This is a genomic window from Flavobacterium sp. FG68 (assembly GCF_057808895.1).
The window spans coordinates 35,977-56,543 of sequence record NZ_JBMDIY010000032.1; the positions used below are offsets into that span (position 1 = coordinate 35,977).

Genomic DNA, 20,567 nt, shown 5'->3' on the forward strand with positions numbered 1-20,567 from the left:
AAACAAATAATTATGTCTCAACAAGTAATCTCATATGCAGACCTTTCGATTATAAATAGTGCGTTAAGGTCAATTAGTTCAGATATGAAAGGAGTTCATTCTGAATTAGGAACATTAAATTTCAAACAAGATCAATTAGAAAGTGAGTTGGTAAAACTAGCAGATTCCTTTGCTGATTTTGTCGAAGCTGATATAAAACACAAATCATTACAGCTTGCAGAAACCCGCCAAGGAAATTTAAAACAAGACCTGCAAATCAAATTTGGTTATTATGCCGAAGTTCGAAGAATGGCAACAGGTATACTACAAGGTGTTGATACAGGTGTAATAGGCGAAGATACTTTAAGATTTACAACCGAAGAAGTAATGATAAAAGCACCTGGATACTGGTTAGCACCTGCTTTAGTTTCTTTAACTGCCTGGATACGAAACGACAAAAGCACAACTGAAAAAGCTTTGAATGAAGCTTTAAAAAGAGATGATTACAAAACTACACTTTTCTTTATGATGGTCATGCGAAGATTGACAAGAAATGATGCAAGTTTGAAATGGCTTGAACGCTATTTTATGCATCAAAACCCACATAATCTTGATAGAGAATTTATCATCATTCTTGAAGCAGTTACTACAGGAGTATTCCCGCCAGCTGCAAGACAACTAATGATGGTAAACGTTAAAAACTGGCTTGACCAGCTTACACAAGGTGATCAATTTATAAATGAGCAAAAATCGCAATGGGTTAATTTTTTTGTTGCATTAGGCCCTTTATCTGAAGGCAAATATCCTTTATTAGAAAAATTTTCCAGCAATTGGAATTCACTTGAAAATTCCTTGAAAGAAGCCAAAACACATGATATTTTAAATACACATTTTAAAAATATCATTTCTTCTTCTGCTGATTTTTCAAAAGGGATTAAGGTACAATTAGATGAAATTTTATCTCTGCTTGTTACCAACTTTGATGATGAAGAGCTGTCATTACAAGAGCAAGTAAGGCTAAATCAACTTATTATTCAAATGGATGGAGACAAAAATGCTGCCCAATCTTTAATGGATGCTGAAAAACATATTTTTGATGAAAAGGTAGATTTTTTACAACTTTTGACAAATGCATCCTTTAACCCTGAATTGTCCGGAGCAACTAAAGTGACACAGGCTCTCGCAGTTTCAATAAGTCAGCCTTGGATATTAGAAGCATACGACACCTTTACTGCTCAAAGTAGAAATAATATTCCTCAATACATTGAACTTTCCATTGATGATTTTAAAGCTTCTACAAAAGATGGAAGCGAAGAAAATGAACTTTTAAAAGAACAAGAATCTTATTATGATAAAATTTTAGAAACAGAATTAGGCAAAATCTCTTTTCCTTATGCGGCTGTAATCATTGGAATATTAATTTGTTTTCTTGGCTTATGGGCTTTTAGTCTTCATGTAATAGTTGGAATTCTAGGTTGTGGTATTGGCGGCGTTATAATCTGGAATTCGGTTTCGACATACAAGAAAGCCAAAAATAGAGTTATTGAAAACGTAGAAGAGCGAAAACAAAAAGCAAAAGAAGTTTTAAGAGGCTGTATTGCCGAAACGGTTGACTATAGAATAGAACACACTTCAGAAGACAACAAGGCAGAACAAGTAAGAGATCTTATTTCATCCATTACTCCAGAAGATTTTTCAAGTGTATCACACGAAACAGCAAGAAGCATTATTTAATTTCAAAAAAATCAATCATGACAAAAATAATTTTAGATAATCATTCAGAAGAACCTGAAGATAAAATGCAAGAATTGAAAAAAGAAATCAGCATTAAACCAAATCTTTTTCAAGGCAGAACAGAAGCCGAATTACAGAACGCAAAATTCCCAGAATGGGATATTACACCTCCAAATCAATTCATTAATCCCAGAATTAAAGCTCAATGATAAAGGGTCCGACAACATATTCTGAATGGGTAAATTTACTTAATCAATTCGCAAATGGTGATGATTCAGTTTTAGATCAATTGAACAACGGAACATTTTTAATTGATGCCGGAACTGCAAATCGTTTCTATTCTAAAGTTGAAGAAGTATATAAAAAACGAAAACAAAATTGGCTGGATAAATTTCAAAGATCTTTTCAATTACAAAATCTTAAAACCGAGAATGACTTTGAAATTGCCTTAAGAAACGGAAAACAAAACCTTATTTTGCTGAACCATTTTATCAGTATAAAAGGCTTACCTGAAGATTTAAGAAAAACATTAAAAAAAGATCTGGAGGATTTTATTACTGAAATTAGAACGTCATTAAAAAAGAATAATTCTAACACTTCAAAAAATGAAAAAATGCTAATGTTACTGAATTCTTTTCAATTCAATACAATCTCTGCTGAAATCAAGTCAGATCAAAAAAATAATAGTGAAATAACCGCTTCAACGGGCAGAAAAATAATATTCTAGATGGCAAATAAATCAGAATTTAAAACTTCGCTTTTGCGAATGTTTAGAGCAAGAATACCTTTTATATCTATTAGAAGTATAGAGCGAGCAAGAGTGCTGGAAGTTATTCAACAATTAGCTGAAGAAATCAATATTCCTATTTATTATCATAATTTATCACAAGGAACTATTGATATAAAAACAAAAAAAAGTATCAACGATGATCGTTCAGTTGCCGGAGGTCTGGACTATGCCGTTCAAAATATTTCGCAAAGACAAAATTTGACATTTGTTTTTACTGAAGTAAGTGATATTGAAGATGATAATTTAGTTTCGAGACATCTTTATGATTGTGTAGTTCAAGCTATTGAAAGAGGCGGAAGTATTTGTTTAATTACTACTAAATCCATATGGCCTCAACTACAGCGATTAGGAATGACCATTACACTTGATGCTCCTAACGAAGAGGAAATGTTAGAAGTTGTTAAAGACTGTGTTACTCCTTATAAAAGCTCAATTCCGCTTGAATGGGACGAAACAGATTATAAAATGGCTGCGGCTATTTTAGCAAATATGACCAAAATAGAGGCCGAAAATGTTTTAGCAACTCAAATGGCGAAAGGTTCTCTAACCAAAGAAGATATTAAAGAATTAAGCAATGCCAAAGACAAATTATTTAGTGATATATCAGGTCTGGAAAAGGTAAAAATTGACTCTTCTACTCTATCAGTTGCAGGATTGACAGGATTACAACATTGGTTAGATAATCAAAAACAACTTTTAACAGCAGACTTAAAAGCAAGAAAAATGCGACCTCCAAGAGGAGTTTTACTTGTAGGAGTTCCTGGATGCGGTAAGTCTTTATCTGCCAAATTTATTGCTGCAAATTGGAACCTTCCATTATATCGTCTCGATCTTGCCGCTATTCAGGGACAATATCTTGGACAATCTGAAAACAGACTAAAAGAAGCGTTAGCATCTGCAGATAATGCCGCGCCTTGCGTATTGTGGATTGACGAAATTGAAAAGGGTCTTTCTGGTGCAACTGGGTCAAGTGATGGCGGGACCTCAACAAGAATGGTTGGGCAGTTTTTGTTTTGGCTGCAGGAAAGTATGGCAAAAGTTTTTGTAGTATCTACAGCAAATGACGTTAGTAAGTTGCCTCCTGAACTATTACGAAGAGGGCGTTTTGATGAGTTATTTTTTGTTGACTTACCCGGAGACATCGAAAGGAAAGATATTATAAATCTTTATATAAATCGTAATTTATTAACCCAGCCTTCACCAGATACATTAAATCAGCTTGTTGAAATTTCAGATGGATTCGCTGGCTCAGATATAGAAGGTGCGGTAAGAGATGTTGCCATTCAGGCTGTAATTCATGGAGACAATCTTGTAGATGATAATCTTTTTGAAAAATGTTTTAAAAACATTGTTCCACTAAGTAAAACTGCGCCAGAAAAAATTGAAGCAATTAGAATCTGGGGGCGAGAAAGAGCAGTGCCTGCATCTGGAGTTTCCTGGGAAACTTCATCTAATGACAGGATCACAGGAAAACGTTCTATTATTATTTAAATTGATTAACTTTTACATCTAATACTAAGCGCATTAAAATTCATTAAACTGCAAATATTTTTGCAGTTTTTTTATTTTGCATTATTAAACAAAAAATCATACTTTACTATAACATTTTTCGTCAAATAAAGTAATAATCAAATGGTGGTTTTAAATTTACAATTATTTAAAACAAACATAATAATTTAATTATCAATTATTTAAATATTAAATACAAAAATTAACAAGAAAAAAACAACCGCTTGTAAAAAGATTCATATTTTTTACTAAATTTGGTTAAAGACTCCATAAGTCTTAAAATTTAAGTATTTTTATTAACAATTGTTCATTTTTAATCTTTAAAATAGTGAACCTCAAAACTATTGTAAAGAAAGAAATATACAAGCTTGATTTAGACCGGATATTAATATTAACCTACTAATATGAAAATCATACACAAGATTCGATCTTTAAAGAGCTTTCGCCTGCCTAATGTTTTTATTTTAATTTTGATCGTTTTTATTTCATGTGCATTGCTAATTTGCATCAACTTTTTTACGATTAAAATATTATCTGCTAACAGGGCATATGTAAACGGAGAATCTCATTACTCTAAGGGACAAAAAGATGCCTCACTCCATCTTATTACTTATCTATATAATAAAAATCCCAATCAGTATAAATTATATTTAGAAGAACTAAAAGTACCTCAAGGCGACGGAATTGCCCGAAAAACACTTTTAAAGGCCGGCGACAATAAAGTAGCAAGACAGGGTTTTACAATTGGCCGAAATCATAAGGATGATTTAGACGATCTTGTCTGGTTGTTTGTGAATTTTAAAAATGTTCCGTTTTTAGCGAAGGCTATTCATGAATGGGAAGAAGGAGATGCTTTAATCGAGAAACTTTTTATCATTGGAACTCAGGTAAATGCTAAGATCCAGCATAACACGTTAACTGTTGCTGATCAAATAAAATTTCTTCATCAAATAAGCAGTATTAGTGCCAAACTTACTATTAATGAACGAAATTTTTCGAGTACACTGGGAGAAGGAACCCGTAAAATCAAAAACCTGCTCATTATTACTAATATTATTTTCACCTTAATAATCATTTTAAGCGTTTGCTCTTATTATTCGATAATGGTAAAACGTTTAATTGTTTCAAAAAAAGAAATTGAGGTTAAAAATGAAAATCTAATTTTAGCCAATAACGAGTTAGACCGTTTTGTATACAGCGCTTCGCATGATTTAAGATCGCCCATAACTTCTTTAAAAGGTTTGATTGAAATTACACAGCTCGAAGATGATATTGATCAAATAAAAGATTATCTGCGGTTAATGTATCAGAGTCTTGCGAAACAAGATCAATTTATCAGCGATATTATTGACTATTCTAAAAATAAACGGAAACAAATTATAATGGAGCCTGTAAGTCTGCAGGAAATCTTTAATGAAGCCATTTCGCAATTAATGCATATTGAAAATGCCAGTAAAATAACTTTTACACAGGAATTATTAGTTGACCAAATTGAAAGTGACGGTCTGCGTTTAAAAATCATTATCAGCAATTTACTTTCTAACGCTATCAAGTATGCTGATAATACTAAACAGGAAATGTTTATTTCGATTAAAACTTATATTCATGAAGGTTTTAACAAAATTGAAGTATCTGATAATGGAATTGGAATTAATGACGACTGCAAGGATTATATTTTTGAAATGTATTTTGGAACAAACAAAAATAAAGGTTCAGGATTAGGACTTTACATCGTTAAAGAAGCAGTAGAAAATATTAAAGGAAATATTTCGGTATTTTCTGAAAGTAATATTGGTAGCAAATTTATCGTAACAATACCAACTTCATATGGAGCTTAAACCTTCATTTCTATTAATTGAAGACAATTTAATTGATCAGCTTGTTACCAGAAAACTGCTGACAAAAGTTCTGGATATAGATCAGGTTTTTGTTGCCAATAATGGCCTTGAGGGCTTGCAGTGGATTATTAAAAATAAAAAAATCTGCCACTCTTTAATTATCTTATTAGATATCCAGATGCCAATAATGAATGGCTTTGAATTTCTGGATATTTTCGAAACACTAAATGAAGAAATTAAAAACGAAATTCTGATTTTCGTAATGTCTTCCACTCTAGATCAGGAAGAAATTAAGCGTATAAAAGATAACATATATGTGAAGGATTTTTTAACTAAACCCTTTCCAATTGAAGAATTAAAAAAACAGCTTACCAGCTATTTCTTATTCTAGAATACGGTTTATTTGTGAAAAGGCTCTTTGGTAATAAGCTTCTTTAGTTGAAGAAATCATAACACCACCATGAGTCGAAGAATGAACAAATTTGATTTCACCATCAGCATTTTCAACTACCATTCCAACGTGATTAATTTGACGTCTTCCGTTAGTTTTAAAGAAAATTAAATCTCCTTTTTGCGCTTCTGTAGTAGCTACTTTTGTCCCTACCCGAGATTGTTCTATAGAACTTCTTGGCAGTTTTATATCAAAATTTCCGAAAGTACAGAACATCAAACCAGAACAATCAAACCCTGCTTTTGTAGTTCCGCCAGAACGATAACGGGTTCCTATATTTTCTGTTGCGTTTAGAATTAATTGATCAATTAAATCTGAATGATTACCATTATAAACAAAAGTTGAGTCCTTTTTTATTACTGTATTATCTGCAATTTGAGCGGCAGGCGCAGCAGTAGTTTGATTTTCTAATTGAGGTACTGGAGAACTTACTGCATTTAATGCATCTGCTTTTTCTTTAGTTGTCCTTATTTTTAAAACGTATCCAACCGGAAGTTTTCCTTTTATAAACGGATTTTGACGTTCTAATTCTTTTACCGTTATGCCGTATTTCTTGGCTATCGCATATTTTGTCTCTTTTGGCTGAACCTCAACAACAATATCAACATCTGTTCCCGGAGTATTTTCTGGTTTTTCAGCAGTTTGAGTTTGAGATACAACAGGAGTGTCTTTGATATTCTGATCTGTTTTTCCTCCAGAAGGACGAATTTTCAACATGTAACCCACTCCTAAATTCCCTTTAATAAAAGGGTTTTGGCGTTCTAATTCTTCAACCGTTATTCCGTATTTCTTGGCTATTGAAAATTTTGTTTCCTTGGGCTGCACTTCAACTACAATTTCTCCGTCTGCTGCCGGAATAATTTCTGGCTTTCCTTCATTGATTTTAACTGTATTTTCTGAAACTGCCTGAGCTTTTGACGGAATATTAAGCTGCTGGCCTATTTTCAAACCTTCAGTTTCTAATGTTGGATTTGCTTTTTTTAAATCTTCAACAGAGACATTGTATTTTTTAGCGATTCCCCAAAGTGTTTCTTTTTGTAAAACCTCATGTGAACCAGGAGTATTATTGACAATTGTTTGGGGAGTATTTTGTGAAGGTTTTGCGTTTTTATTCGGAATTAATAAAATCGAATTGAGTTTTAAAACTTTAGGTGCATCTGGATTTGCTTCTTTAATATCTTTAGCTTTTAATCCGTATTTTTTAGCAATTACAGTAAGATTTTCTCCTTTTGAGATTTTATGTTTGATAAATTTTTCCTGAGAAAAAGCTCCAACACTAAAAAAAAACAATACTATAATTAATCTAAAAACCATATTTACCTATTAAAGTTTATTACTCCTTTTTTTAAGTTTAGATAATATTTTAAACTTAAAAGGCGCGAATATATTACCTAAAAAGGCGAATTTAACTCATTCAAGCACAAAAACCATTTTTTTAACAATTAATTTACTTCAAATTAACAAGAAAAACTCAGCTTTAACCTTAACTTCTAGTCTATCTGAGAATTACATTTTTTCCTCTTAATTGTAATTTTTAATATAATTTTCATTTTGAAACCTGATGCCCTAGCCCAGATGGAAGCGGCATCCTTTTTATTTTTTCTTTAAAAATAAAAAGATATAGCGGATCCCGAAGCTTCGGGAGATTAGCTCCTAATAAAAAACGCTCTGTTTTCACAGAGCGTTTTTGGTATATAATAAATCTTAAAGATTAAGCTTTTCCTGCTGCAATTAAGTTTAATGCAGAACCTGCAACGAACCATCCAATTTGTCCGGCGTTGTAAGTATGGTTTGCAAGGATAATATCTTTTGTGCCATCTGCATGAACAAATTCTAATGTTAATGGTTTTCCCGGAGCGAACTCAGTTAAATCAGTAAAGTTGATTGTATCGTTTTCCTGAATTTTATCGTAATCTGCTTCGTTTGCAAAAGTTAATCCTAAAAGACCTTGTTTTTTAAGGTTTGTTTCGTGGATACGAGCAAAAGATTTTACTAATACTGCTTTAACACCTAAGAAACGAGGTTCCATAGCCGCATGCTCACGAGATGAGCCTTCACCATAGTTGTGATCTCCCACAACGATAGATGGAACTCCAGCTGCTTTGTAAGCACGTGCAACAGCAGGAACTGCATCGTATTCTCCTGTTAATTGATTTTTAACCGAGTTTGTTTTTTGGTTATAAGCATTTACTGCTCCAATTAACATATTATTAGAAATATTATCTAAGTGGCCACGGAAACGTAACCATGGTCCAGCCATAGAAATATGGTCTGTTGTACATTTTCCGAAGGCTTTGATTAACAATTTAGCGCCTGTAATGTTTTTTCCATCCCAAGCATCAAACGGAGCCAATAATTGCAAACGCTCTGAAGCAGGATTTACTACAACCTGAACACCTGAACCATCTGCAGCGGGAGCCTGAAATCCTGGATCTTCGGCATAGAAACCTTTAGAAGGAAGTTCATCTCCTGTTGGAGCGTCAAGCATTACTTCTTCTCCGTCTTCATTGATTAATGTATCTGTTAATGGATTAAATCCTAAATCACCAGCGATTGCCATTGCAGTTACCAATTCTGGAGAACCAACAAAAGCTAATGTATTAGGGTTACCGTCTGCACGTTTTGAGAAGTTACGGTTGAAAGAGTGAACGATTGTATTTCTTTCTTCTTTTTCTGCCCCTTCTCTATCCCACATACCAATACATGGTCCGCAGGCATTGGCAAAAACAGTTGCTCCAATTTTATGGAATGTATCAATAAATCCGTCTCTTTCGATTGTAGAACGAACTACTTCAGAACCCGGAGTAATGGTAAACTCGGCTTTTGTTTTTAAGTTTTTATCTGCAACTTGTCTTGCTAAAGATGCTGCACGAGAAATATCTTCATAAGATGAGTTTGTACAAGAACCAATTAAACCAACCTGAATTTGTAACGGCCAGTTGTTTTTGATTGCTTCTTCTTTCATTTTAGAAATTGGAGTAGCTAAATCTGGCGTAAAAGGACCGTTTAAGTGTGGCTCTAATTGAGATAAATTGATTTCGATAACCTGATCAAAATATTTTTCCGGGTTTGCGTAAACTTCTGGATCTCCTGTTAAGTATGAAGCCACTTTATCTGCAGCTTCAGCAACATCAGCTCTGTTTGTAGAACGCAGGTAACGACTCATAGAATCATCATAACCAAAAGTTGAAGTTGTAGCTCCAATTTCAGCACCCATATTACAAATAGTTCCTTTACCAGTACATGACATAGAAGTTGCACCTTCTCCAAAATATTCAACGATTGCACCAGTTCCTCCTTTTACAGTAAGAATACCGGCAACTTTAAGGATAACATCTTTTGGAGCTGTCCATCCTGATAATTTACCAGTTAATTTAACTCCAATTAGTTTAGGAAATTTAAGTTCCCAAGCCATACCCGACATAACGTCTACGGCATCAGCTCCACCAACACCAATAGCTACCATTCCTAAACCACCTGCATTTACAGTGTGAGAATCGGTACCAATCATCATTCCACCAGGGAAAGCATAATTCTCCAATACTACCTGGTGAATAATTCCGGCTCCCGGTTTCCAGAAACCAATTCCGTATTTATTAGAAACCGACGATAAGAAATCGAAAACTTCGTTACTTTGTGTTTTTGCTCTGGCCAAATCGGTTGCAGCGTCTACTTTTGCCTGAATCAAGTGATCGCAGTGAACCGTTGTAGGTACAGCCACTTTAGATTTTCCGGCGTGCATAAATTGCAATAATGCCATTTGAGCCGTTGCATCCTGACATGCTACACGATCTGGTGCAAAATCAACATAATCAACTCCTCTTCCAAATGCCTTTGTTGGATCTCCATCCCAAAGGTGATTGTATAAAATTTTCTCCGTTAAAGTAAGTGGACGACCAACAATCTCGCGTGCTTTGTCAACACGACCCGGCATGTTCTCATACACTTTTTTAATCATTTCAATATCAAAAGCCATAAGTTATAATTGTTTTTGTTTTTTTTATTTTGAACATGACAAGTTACAAAAAATAGAAGTGCCAGAAAAGAAAAAGCCCGAGTTTATCACTCGGGCTTTTAAAATATTAATAATCGTAAGATTACATTACTAACGATTTATTTGAAGGTGCAAATTTAGTTAAGTTGATACCGTCTACAGCCGTTGTATATTCAGCTAATGTTGGAGTTCTACCTAAAATTGTAGATAAAACTACAACCGGAGTTGAAGAAAGTAATGACTCTCCTTTTTTACCATCAGCATCTTCTACTACTCTTCCTTGGAAAAGACGAGTTGAAGTTGCCATTACTGTATCACCTTTTGCGGCTTTTTCCTGGTTACCCATACAAAGGTTACATCCCGGACGCTCTAAATATAACATGTTTTCATATTCTGTACGTGCTGCACCTTTTGGAGCATTATCGTCGAATTCGAAACCTGAATATTTTTGTAAAACTTCCCAGTCACCTTCTGCTTTAAGCTCATCTACGATATTATAGGTAGGCGGCGCAACAACAAGTGGAGCGTTGAATTCAACTTTACCGTTTTGTGCTTCTACGTTTTTCAACATTTGAGCAAGGATTTTCATATCTCCTTTGTGAACCATACAAGATCCAATAAATCCTAGATCTACTTTTTTCACTCCTCCGTAAAAAGAAAGAGGTCTGATAGTATCGTGAGTATATCTTTTAGAAACGTCAACGTTATTTACGTCTGGATCGGCGATCATTGGTTCAGAAATTTGATCTAAATCAACTACAACTTCAGCATAATATTTAGCGTTTGCATCTGGAGTTAAAGCTGGTTTCTCTGCTGATTTAATTTCTGAGATTCTCTTATCTGCTTTGTTAATTAACCCCTGAAGAACGTGTTTCTCATTATCCATTCCTTTATCGATCATGATTTGGATTCTGCCTTTAGCAATTTCCAATGATTCGATTAAAGTATCATCTTCAGAAATACAAATAGAAGCTTTTGCTTTCATTTCTGCAGTCCAGTCAGTAAATGTAAAGGCCTGATCCGCAGTAAGCGTTCCAATGTGAACCTCAATAATTCTACCTTGGAAAACATTCTCTCCACCAAATTGGTGAAGCATTTGCGCTTGTGTAGCATGAACCACATCACGGAAATCCATGTACCCTTTCATATCTCCTTTAAACGTTACTTTTACAGATTCCGGAATTGGCATTGAAGCCTCACCAGTAGCAAGAGCAAGAGCAACAGTTCCTGAGTCAGCACCAAAAGCAACACCTTTTGACATTCTCGTATGAGAGTCACCACCAATAATGATAGCCCACTCGTCAATAGTAATATCATTAAGTACTTTATGGATAACGTCTGTCATTGCATGGTAAACACCTTTTGGATCACGAGCTGTGATCAAACCAAAATCGTTCATGAATTTCATCAATTTTGGAATGTTTGCCTGCGCTTTTTTATCCCAAACCGAAGCCGTGTGACAACCTGATTGATATGCACCGTCAACGATTGGTGAAATTACTGTAGCAGCCATAGATTCTAATTCCTGAGCAGTCATAAGACCTGTAGTATCTTGCGAACCTACGATATTAACTTCTACACGAACGTCAGAACCGGCGTGTAATACTTTACCTGCAGGTACACCAACAGCGTTTCTGTTAAAGATTTTTTCTACAGCTGTAAGACCTTGTCCTTCAATAGAAATTTCTTTTGATGGAGCAAAAACGAGAGGAGCTTCAACATCTAAAATTTTTGCTGCTAATGTTTGAAGTTTTTTACCAAACACGATAGCGTATGAACCACCAGCTTTAATGAATTCCATTTTTTGAGGCGTAAATGCCTTAGAAATATCAATTAATTCCTTATCGCCATTATAAAGTTTTTTCTCTTTAATATTGATTGTTAAAACTGTACCTGTTTCAACAGAATAGGTTTGCTCTAAAATTGGTTCGTCGTTTTCATTACGTAAAACATTACCATTTGCATCAACCTTTTTAACCCAGTTTTTAAGGTCTAAACCAATACCACCGGTAACATCTACAGTTGTTAGGAAAATTGGAGAAATTCCGTTTGTTCCACCAACAATTGGAGCGATATTAACGAATGGAATATATGGGCTTGCTTGTTTTCCTGTCCAAAGTGCCACGTTGTTTACACCTGACATTCTAGAAGATCCTACTCCCATTGTTCCTTTTTCAGCGATCAACATTACGCTTGCATCAGGATGTTGTGCTTGTAAAGCTTTAATTTCTTGCTGTGCCTGAGGCGTAATCATACATTGACCATGTAATTCACGATCTGAACGTGAGTGCGCCTGATTACCCGGAGAAAGTAAATCTGTTGAGATATCACCTTCACCTGCAATAAAAGTAACCACTTTAATTTCGTCAGCTACGTCTGGAAGTTTTGTAAAAAACTCAGCCTGAGCATAACTTTCAAGGATTTCTTTTGCAACGGCATTATTATTTTTGAATGCCTCTATTAAACGGTCTGTATCAGCCTCATAAAGGAAAACTTGTGTTTTAAGAACTTTAGCTGCTTCTTTTGCAATAGCAATGTCATTTCCTAAAGCTAAATCCAGCAAAACTTCTATAGAAGGTCCGCCTTTCATATGTGATAATAATTCAAAAGCAAAGGCTGGTGTAATTTCTTTTACTACAGCTTGCCCAAGAATAATTTCTTTTAAAAACTTGGCTTTTTCACCAGCAGCACTTGTTGTCCCCGGTAAAGTATTGTAAATGAAAAATTTAAGAGAATCTTCTCTGTACTCGTTATCTAAATCTTTAATTTGTGCAATAATTTCGCTTAATAATTCAGCGCTATCGATTGGTTTTGGGTGAAGTCCCTGATTTTTACGTTCTTCAATCTCTTGGATATAATCCTTATAAATATTCATAATTAAGGCAGATTTATTTTTTTGTTCGCAAATTTAATCATTAATGCGGATAATTAAAAATAATATAATAGAAGTCGCCTTTTCAAAAATTATTATTGTTAAAAAACGATTTTCACTGCTTGTTTTTGTCAAAATATCAATTTTGTATTAAAAAAATGAATTATTGATATTTTAAAATCTTTTCTTTAACAAAGTCGAAATTAGACGTTATAAAGTAAGTGAGATTTTACCTCTATTTTCGCAAAGAATAGTTCTAAATAAATAATTATAACGTTATAGTTGCGATTTTTGACGTCTGTTTTTAGTCTTTTTCCCTAGTTAAAGTTTTATCAAATTTCACATTAAAAAAAAAGCACCTAAAATATTTGTAATTCAATTTTTCTTTTAACTTTGCAATTCAAAGTTCTTTCAAAAACACAAAACTATGAAATACAAATTAGAAAATGCGAACGATTATATTAATCAAATTGGTGTTGGCTTTAGTGTCTTCACCAGTTTATTCAGTGGCTTTTTTTTATTGATTTTATTATTAAATGAAAACACTAAATTTTTCGGTGCCGGAGCATTGGGCACTCTTACATTGATAATGGAGTTTATTTACGGAGTTACCGTTACATTTCTTATTCTTAGAAAAAGAGAAAAATATCTTCATTTAACTCCTTTTCTTATACTTAACTGGTTTATTGGATGTTTTTGCCTAAATACTTTTGTTCCTATATTTGAAGATCTTCCGTTCTGGGTTTACCTTATCTCTTTGCTCTTTTTTATTAGTAATTTTTTCATTTACCAAAAACCACAAGAAAATAATTTTACTCTTTCTGTCTTTTTTATAAATGGATTATCTTATAGTTTAATATTGTATTTCACATTCTTTCTATTACCCCTTACACCTTTTGCCTTCGTCGGAATTTTATTATTAGGAATCGGCTTTTATGCATTAGTCCCTTTACTAGTTTCCATTATTCACATAGCAACTATAGCTCGTTATTTTCAGGAAAACAGAAGACATTTGATTTCATTCAGCGCAGGTTTTGGATTTATTTTAGTTCTCTTATTTTCTTTTGTTGTAGTGCTTGACAGAGAAAGCAGACTTATTAATGTTAGACGTCCCATCAGTTCCTTTACTTCAAATGAAGATTTACCTAATTATATTAAAATATCACAAAGTCTTGAGCCTAACTTTTTTAATGAAATTTTACTCAAAAAAGACATCGTTTATACTGGCCCTGAAAAGTACTTTGATTATGATCTTGGTTCTTTTGGAATTGAACAATTTAACGAAAGAAAAGTCCACAATCCTTTTATTACAATAGCTTACATTTTCTGTGAAGATCTTAATCTGAGTCAAGACGACCGTATTAATATTCTTAAATCTAATTTTGACAAACGATTAGAAACCGAAGAACATTTATGGAGTGGTGAAGATTTGATTACCAAAGACATCAAAGAAGATGTGAAATTATATCCAGACAGCAGGCTTGCTTATACAGAAATCACCATGAATATTGCCTGTAAAAAAGATACATGGAGAGATCAGGAAGCTATTTATTCTTTCCAGCTTCCTGAAGGTTCTGTTGCAACTTCACTTTCATTATGGGTAAACGGTATTGAAAGAAAAGGAGTTTTAACGACAAAAGAGAAAGCTGAAAAAGCATACAAACAAATTGTTGGTGCAGAAAGTCGCGATCCATCTTTAATGCAATGGCGAGAAGGAAACAAAGTTGTTGTGAGGGTTTTTCCTGTAAACTATAAAACATCAAGAACTTTTAAATGCGGCTTCACTACTCCTTTAAAAGTTGAAGATAATAAATTGAAATACGAAAGCCTTTCTATTAAAGGCCCAAATATTTCAAATGCTTCTACAATTTCAAGAATCCAGATGACAGGAAAAAGTGATGTAGAGACAAGTAAGAATTTTAAACTGCAAAATAATTTCTATATCAATAAATCAAAAGGTCTTGATGACTGGGGGGCAATAATACCTTTAAGTAAAATATCGAAATTAAATTCTTTTGCCTGGAAGGATAAAATATATGAGGTAAAAGAAAGTCAAAAAATAAACATTCCTTTTAATGCTTCAGAAGTCATTTTAGATTTAAACAGCAGCTGGACTTTAAACGAAATAGAATCATTTGTAAACGTAAAAGGAAAACAATTTTATGTGTATGATGACAAGGAGAAAAAAGCAATAAACAAAGAAAACTTCGAAACTGTTTTTCTAGATTTCAAATACTTGCATTATTCTTTATTACCCTTATATATAATCAAACAAAATAGTTTGATTATAACCAAATCCGGAAATTTTTCTGCAAATTTTGAAGAACTTAAAGAATCTGAATATTTAAAAAAGATTCGAAGTAAGACTAAATCACAAAACCTGAAAGTTATTAATATTTCTGGAGATATTAATCCGTTTTGGCAGACCGTAAAAGAGCAAAAATATGTAGATTTTTATCAGACAAATTTCAGAAATAGCTTAAAAATGCTGGAAGGAAATTATTTCATTAAGTATAAAACTGCTGATAATGTGGTTAATATTGAACCTTCAAACATTTCGATTCAGGAAAAACCAAAAGACAGTACTATTAAAAACGATGGGCCAAATCATATTTACAGAATGTATGCTTTTGGGAAAGTTCTTGAGGAACAAATTAAAATTCAAAATGATACCTTAAGTGCTAATAAATATGTAACACTTGCAAAAGACGCTAATATTGTTACTCCAATTTCGTCTTTAATTGTTTTGGAAACGGATGCAGATTACAAAAATAACGGAATTGAGAAAAATGAGGATACTCTTGGAAACGCTTCAATTAAAAATGATGGTGCGGTTCCGGAACCTCACGAATGGGTAATGATTATTATTGGTCTGACTACACTTTTATTTTACTATCAAAGAAACAAAAAACAAAAAGCTTAATGAAAGTTTTACTGCAGTCACACGCCAAATTAATTGCTATTCTTGCTATAATCATGCTCTTAGTTCTAAACTATAGTATTGTATCAACAGGATTAGACAATAATTTTTTTGGCGTCATATTTTCTATTTTCCTATTTCTTTATGCAGGAAGAAAAACTGCTTTAAAGATCAGTTATCCGCTGCTTGCATTAATTTTTTTATTAGAATTTATAAGTTACAGACTGCACACAAAGTCATTGCATTTTCATGCTCTTTTGTTGTTTGCCTGTTTTGTTTATTACAGCTTTACCCAAAAGTTTTCTTTTATCGCTTTTATCTGTCTCTTTTTGTTTTCGTCAATTTTTGATCAGTTATTCAATTATTTAACTGTCGAAATAAAACAAGCACTTTGTTACGGAGTGTATTTAACATTAAAAAATTTCATTCCAATAACTAAAATTGAAGGCGTTAATTTTTATATCAATAATGCAAAAGTTTCGATAGATACCGCTTGTATGGGTTTGTCAATGTTTAAAACGGGATTATTATTTGGAGCTTTTTTATTGACTCTAGAAGAACGTAAAAACCAAAAGTATTTCAACATACTGCAAATTTTAGTTTTTTGCTGTATAATAGTAGTTCTGAATATTATCTCCAATTATTTCAGAATTATCACTTTAGTTTTATTCAATTGTACCGAAGAAAATATACTGCATCACACTATTGGAATTATGTGTTTTGTATTTTATCAAATTGTTCCTCTTTTATTTCTAATTCGTTTTTTTCATCCTAAAAAAGAAAGCATAACCAGCAATTCATTTTTGCCAAAACTTTTGCCAATGATAATTGCGACCGGAATATTCTTTATTACTAGTTTAGAACTTAAAAAGGACCAAAATTATTCGCTGTTAGAAAATCTCAGTCCTAATTATAATATTAAAAAAGGAGTTTGGGTCAATAATGAAGTTTTTAAGATTGCAGTGCCAGAAACTTTAATTTATATCAAAACACCAATTCACAAACCTTTAATTTGCTGGACAGGAAACGGATATAAAATCATTGAGTCTAAAGAAATCATGAGAAGCAACGAAAAAATATGGCTCACAAAATTAGAAAAGAATAATATTAGATATTTCTCTTATTGGTGGTACGAATATGACAATAAAAAATATACTTCGCTTACAGAAGTTTTACTGCTAAAACTTTTTCACAACAAAACGGTACGGTTGATAAACGAAACGAGTATTAAAGAACTGAACTAAAAAAGAGTTGCTCCAAAAGTCGAGGCAACTCATTTACTTAAAATTATTTTGTTAGTTTTTAGCGACTTATTGTCCACTTTTTGATATCCTATTATCATTCCGTAGGAATGTTTCGTAGGTAGAAAAAAAATAAAGATCAGCCAAATTTGCGTTCCGTAGGAACGCTTGATAGGTCTGATTATTAAAAAACAATGTCAATCAAATGTTCCTACGGAACGTAATCCATTATGCCAATATAATTTTCTACCAATGAAATGTTCCTACAGAACAAGGAAATATGTAAAATAAAAAAAGGCTGTCTCAACTTTTGAAACAGCCTTTTTTTAGATATATCTTACATCAGCTTTTTAATAATAACTTCTTCTGTTATTCCTTCAGCGTCTGCTTTGTAGTTTTTAATAATTCTGTGGCGTAAAATTCCGGTTGCAACTGCTTTTACATCTTCAATATCCGGTGAAAACTTACCATTGAAAGCGGCGTGAGCTTTTGCTGCTAAAATTAAGTTTTGCGAAGCTCTTGGTCCTGCTCCCCAATCCAGATAATTCTTTACAAAATCATTTGACAAAGCATTATCAGGACGTGTTTTACTTACCAAAGTTACTGCATATTCAATAACATTATCGGCAACAGGAATCCTTCTGATTAAATGTTGGAAATCGATAATTTCCTGCGCTGTAAATAATGGGTTTATTTCTACTTTATTATCAGATGTAGTTTGTTTTACAACTTTTACTTCTTCTTCAAAAGTTGGATATTCTAATTTAATCGCAAACATAAAACGGTCTAATTGTGCTTCCGGCAAAGGATAAGTTCCTTCCTGCTCAATTGGGTTTTGTGTTGCCAGTACAAAATAAGGTAAATCTAATTTGTAATTTTGTCCTGCAATTGTAACCGAACGTTCCTGCATTGCTTCCAATAAAGCTGCCTGCGTTTTTGGGGGCGTTCTGTTGATCTCGTCAGCCAAAATGATATTAGAAAAAATTGGCCCTTTTATGAATTTAAAATGTCTGTTTTCATCTAAAATTTCACTTCCTAAAATATCCGAAGGCATTAAATCCGGTGTGAACTGAATTCTTTTAAAATCTAAACCTAAAGCTTGAGATAAAGTATTAATCATTAAGGTTTTTGCCAAACCAGGAACCCCTATTAAAAGAGCGTGTCCTCCAGAAAATATACAAAGTAAAATTTGGTCAACAACGGCATCCTGCCCTACAATGATTTTTGCTATTTCGTTTTTTAATTCGTTGCGTTTCTGAACTAAGTTATGAATTGCTGTTACGTCAGACATTTATGAATGTATTTTAAATTAAAAAGAGTTAGTTGAATGAATTCATAAAACTAACTCTTTTTCTTTATTTAATAAAAATTATTTTTTCAACCAGTTATTAGCAAACGTACAATCTCTGTACTCTCCAATAATTTTGATGTAAGTATCTTTAATTTTAGTATCAAACCATTTTGCAATTGCATTGATTTGTTTTTCTTTTAATGCTAATTCTTTAATTTTCGTGTAATCCTTAGCATAGTCAGCAGTATGTTCGTCGATTCTGTTTGTAACAGTGATTAATTTATACGTTTTCTTCCCTTTATCATCTGTATTTAAAAGTGGCTGAGAAACTTCATCATCTTTTAAATTAGAAACCTGACCGTATAAAGTTGGATCCATTTTAGTTAATTCAAAACGAGTATCCTGAGTATTTGGATTTATTAAAGTTCCACCGTTTGCTCTGGTTTCTTTTTCGTCAGATTCTGTTCTTGCAGCCTCTGCAAAAGTAATTTGCTTGCTTACGATTTTCTCTCTAATATTTGCCGCTCTTTCTTTAGCTTCTTTCAAAGCACTTTCAGAAACTACAGGAGCAATTAAAATATGTCTTAATTCAACTTCCTGTCCTTTTATTTTGTCAACCATTATAATGTGGAACCCAAAAGTAGTTTCAAATGGCTGCGAAATTTCACCTTCCTGCAAACTAAATGCTACGTCTTTAAATTCTTTTACGAAAGGCGTTTTACGTGTCATTTTATAGTAACCTCCATTTGGTGCAGATCCCGGATCCTGAGAGTACAAAACTGCTTTTGTAGCAAAACTAGAACCTTCTAAAACATCTTGTCTAATAGCGTTTAATCTATCTTTAACTTTCTGTTTATCTTCATTAGAAACTTTAGGTTCAGTAACAATCTGCGCTACTTCCATTTCAGCTCCAAAAGTCGGCAATTCATCTTTAGGGATTTTTTTAAAGAAATTACGAACTTCCTCTGGAGTAATTTCTACATCTTTTACAATTTTATCTCTCATTTCTGAGGCTAACTTTTGCTCTTTTAAGATGTCAGCAAAATACGTTTTAAATTCTTCTACAGAACTCTTTTTATAGTATTCAACTACTTTATTGATATCTCCAACTTGTTGAATCATATAATTCAAACGCTCTTCCATCATCCCTCTAACTTCGGCATCGCTTACAATAATACTATCCTGAATAGCCTGGTGCGCGTATAATTTATCTTCTAAAAGTTTACCAAGCATTTGGCATCTTGTAATATCTTTAGTATTACCACCCTGGCTTGCAATCTCTAAATAACCTTTATCAATGTCAGAATCTAAAACAATATAATCTCCAACCGTAGCAATGATACCGTCAATTTTTTGTTTTCCGTGTACCGTTTCTACCGGTTTTTCGGCTACAACATCCTTAATAATTTCCTGTGCTGAAATTATTGAGTTGAAAAAAAATAAAAAACACATTGTTAAGACTACCTTATAATCAATTGTTTTTAGTTGCAATTTTTTTAATGACATTATTTTAAATTTAATTTTTGGATGTAAAGATCTGTATTCTAAATTTTAACTGGCTATTATTTATTTTCAAAAGCGATTCTGAAAAACTAAATAATGAACTTCTGTTTTCTTTTATAAAACGAACAAAAATAACAATTCAATTACATAATACAACTATCAGCCATAGTATTAACAAAAAATTATGTGGATCGTATTTAAATTCACGATAAGAAGTTTAATTCTCCAATCTTTTTCTTTTTCAAAAAGCTGTTAACCTCAAAACCGCCAAAACAATATCTATTGATTTTCAAGCCTATAAAAAAAAGTTTTAAACACTACAACGTTTTCGTTGTAAAACTATTTTCCTACAAAAACAAATCGAATCAAAAAACTCTTACTTTAGGTGCGTTATTAATAATTTATGGCAGCAAAAAATAAGAATATCTTGTTTTTAAAGTCTTAA

13 protein-coding genes are annotated in these 20,567 nt (G+C 32.8%); 8 read left to right on the top strand and 5 right to left on the bottom strand.

Annotated elements, in window-relative coordinates; all coding sequences use genetic code 11:
* Positions 1-84 precede the first annotated feature (84 nt).
* The 6 genes from ACODSB_RS18560 to ACODSB_RS18585 all read left to right on the top strand — a co-directional run bounded on the left by ACODSB_RS18560 (position 85) and on the right by ACODSB_RS18585 (position 6,241).
* Complete coding sequence (locus ACODSB_RS18560; protein WP_488938131.1) at positions 85-1,713, top strand: hypothetical protein; 1,629 nt, start codon at positions 85-87, stop codon at positions 1,711-1,713.
* Between the two features lie 17 nt (positions 1,714-1,730).
* Positions 1,731-1,922: a hypothetical protein gene (locus ACODSB_RS18565; protein WP_180857743.1), complete on the top strand. Its 192-nt coding sequence runs from the start codon at positions 1,731-1,733 to the stop codon at positions 1,920-1,922.
* Positions 1,919-2,440 carry a hypothetical protein gene (locus tag ACODSB_RS18570; RefSeq protein ID WP_053472288.1) on the top strand — a complete coding sequence of 174 codons (522 nt, stop codon included), beginning with the start codon at positions 1,919-1,921 and terminating at the stop codon, positions 2,438-2,440. The genes ACODSB_RS18565 and ACODSB_RS18570 overlap by 4 nt, the downstream gene beginning before the upstream one ends.
* Positions 2,441-3,994, top strand: coding sequence for an ATP-binding protein (locus ACODSB_RS18575; RefSeq protein ID WP_053472289.1), 1,554 nt, complete (start codon positions 2,441-2,443; stop codon positions 3,992-3,994).
* A 422-nt stretch (positions 3,995-4,416) separates the two neighbouring features.
* Positions 4,417-5,850 carry a sensor histidine kinase gene (locus ACODSB_RS18580; RefSeq protein ID WP_488938132.1) on the top strand — a complete coding sequence of 478 codons (1,434 nt, stop codon included), beginning with the start codon at positions 4,417-4,419 and terminating at the stop codon, positions 5,848-5,850.
* Positions 5,840-6,241, top strand: coding sequence for a response regulator (locus ACODSB_RS18585; RefSeq protein WP_180858484.1), 402 nt, complete (start codon positions 5,840-5,842; stop codon positions 6,239-6,241). The genes ACODSB_RS18580 and ACODSB_RS18585 overlap by 11 nt, the downstream gene beginning before the upstream one ends.
* Here the strand turns inward: ACODSB_RS18585 and ACODSB_RS18590 are convergent.
* From ACODSB_RS18590 to ACODSB_RS18600, 3 genes are all read right to left on the bottom strand, one after another.
* Positions 6,233-7,615, bottom strand: coding sequence for a C40 family peptidase (locus ACODSB_RS18590; RefSeq protein WP_488938133.1), 1,383 nt, complete (start codon positions 7,613-7,615; stop codon positions 6,233-6,235). The genes ACODSB_RS18585 and ACODSB_RS18590 overlap by 9 nt on opposite strands.
* Positions 7,616-8,012: 397 nt before the next feature.
* Entirely contained in the window at positions 8,013-10,277 is a 2,265-nt protein-coding gene (locus ACODSB_RS18595) for an aconitate hydratase (RefSeq protein ID WP_053472293.1), read from the bottom strand.
* 121 nt (positions 10,278-10,398) lie between these two features.
* Complete coding sequence (locus ACODSB_RS18600; protein WP_488938134.1) at positions 10,399-13,170, bottom strand: bifunctional aconitate hydratase 2/2-methylisocitrate dehydratase; 2,772 nt, start codon at positions 13,168-13,170, stop codon at positions 10,399-10,401.
* Positions 13,171-13,594: 424 nt separating this feature from the next.
* Between ACODSB_RS18600 and ACODSB_RS18605 the strand changes: the two genes are divergently transcribed.
* The gene (locus tag ACODSB_RS18605) at positions 13,595-16,090 is read left to right on the top strand and encodes an XrtN system VIT domain-containing protein (protein WP_488938135.1); all 2,496 of its coding nucleotides are present in this window, start codon (positions 13,595-13,597) and stop codon (positions 16,088-16,090) included.
* Positions 16,090-17,331 (top strand): exosortase N, encoded by a 1,242-nt coding sequence (xrtN, locus tag ACODSB_RS18610; RefSeq protein ID WP_488938136.1) that lies wholly within the window; start codon positions 16,090-16,092, stop codon positions 17,329-17,331. Before ACODSB_RS18605 ends, xrtN begins: the two co-directional genes overlap by 1 nt.
* Before the next feature lie 334 nt (positions 17,332-17,665).
* On the opposite strand, the gene ACODSB_RS18615 is transcribed toward xrtN, so the two are convergent.
* Both ACODSB_RS18615 and ACODSB_RS18620 read right to left on the bottom strand, forming a co-directional pair.
* Positions 17,666-18,619, bottom strand: coding sequence for an AAA family ATPase (locus tag ACODSB_RS18615; protein WP_180858494.1), 954 nt, complete (start codon positions 18,617-18,619; stop codon positions 17,666-17,668).
* Between the two features lie 78 nt (positions 18,620-18,697).
* Positions 18,698-20,125, bottom strand: a complete 1,428-nt coding sequence (locus ACODSB_RS18620) for a peptidylprolyl isomerase (protein ID WP_053472298.1) — start codon at positions 20,123-20,125, stop codon at positions 18,698-18,700.
* Between the last annotated feature and the right edge of the window lie 442 nt (positions 20,126-20,567).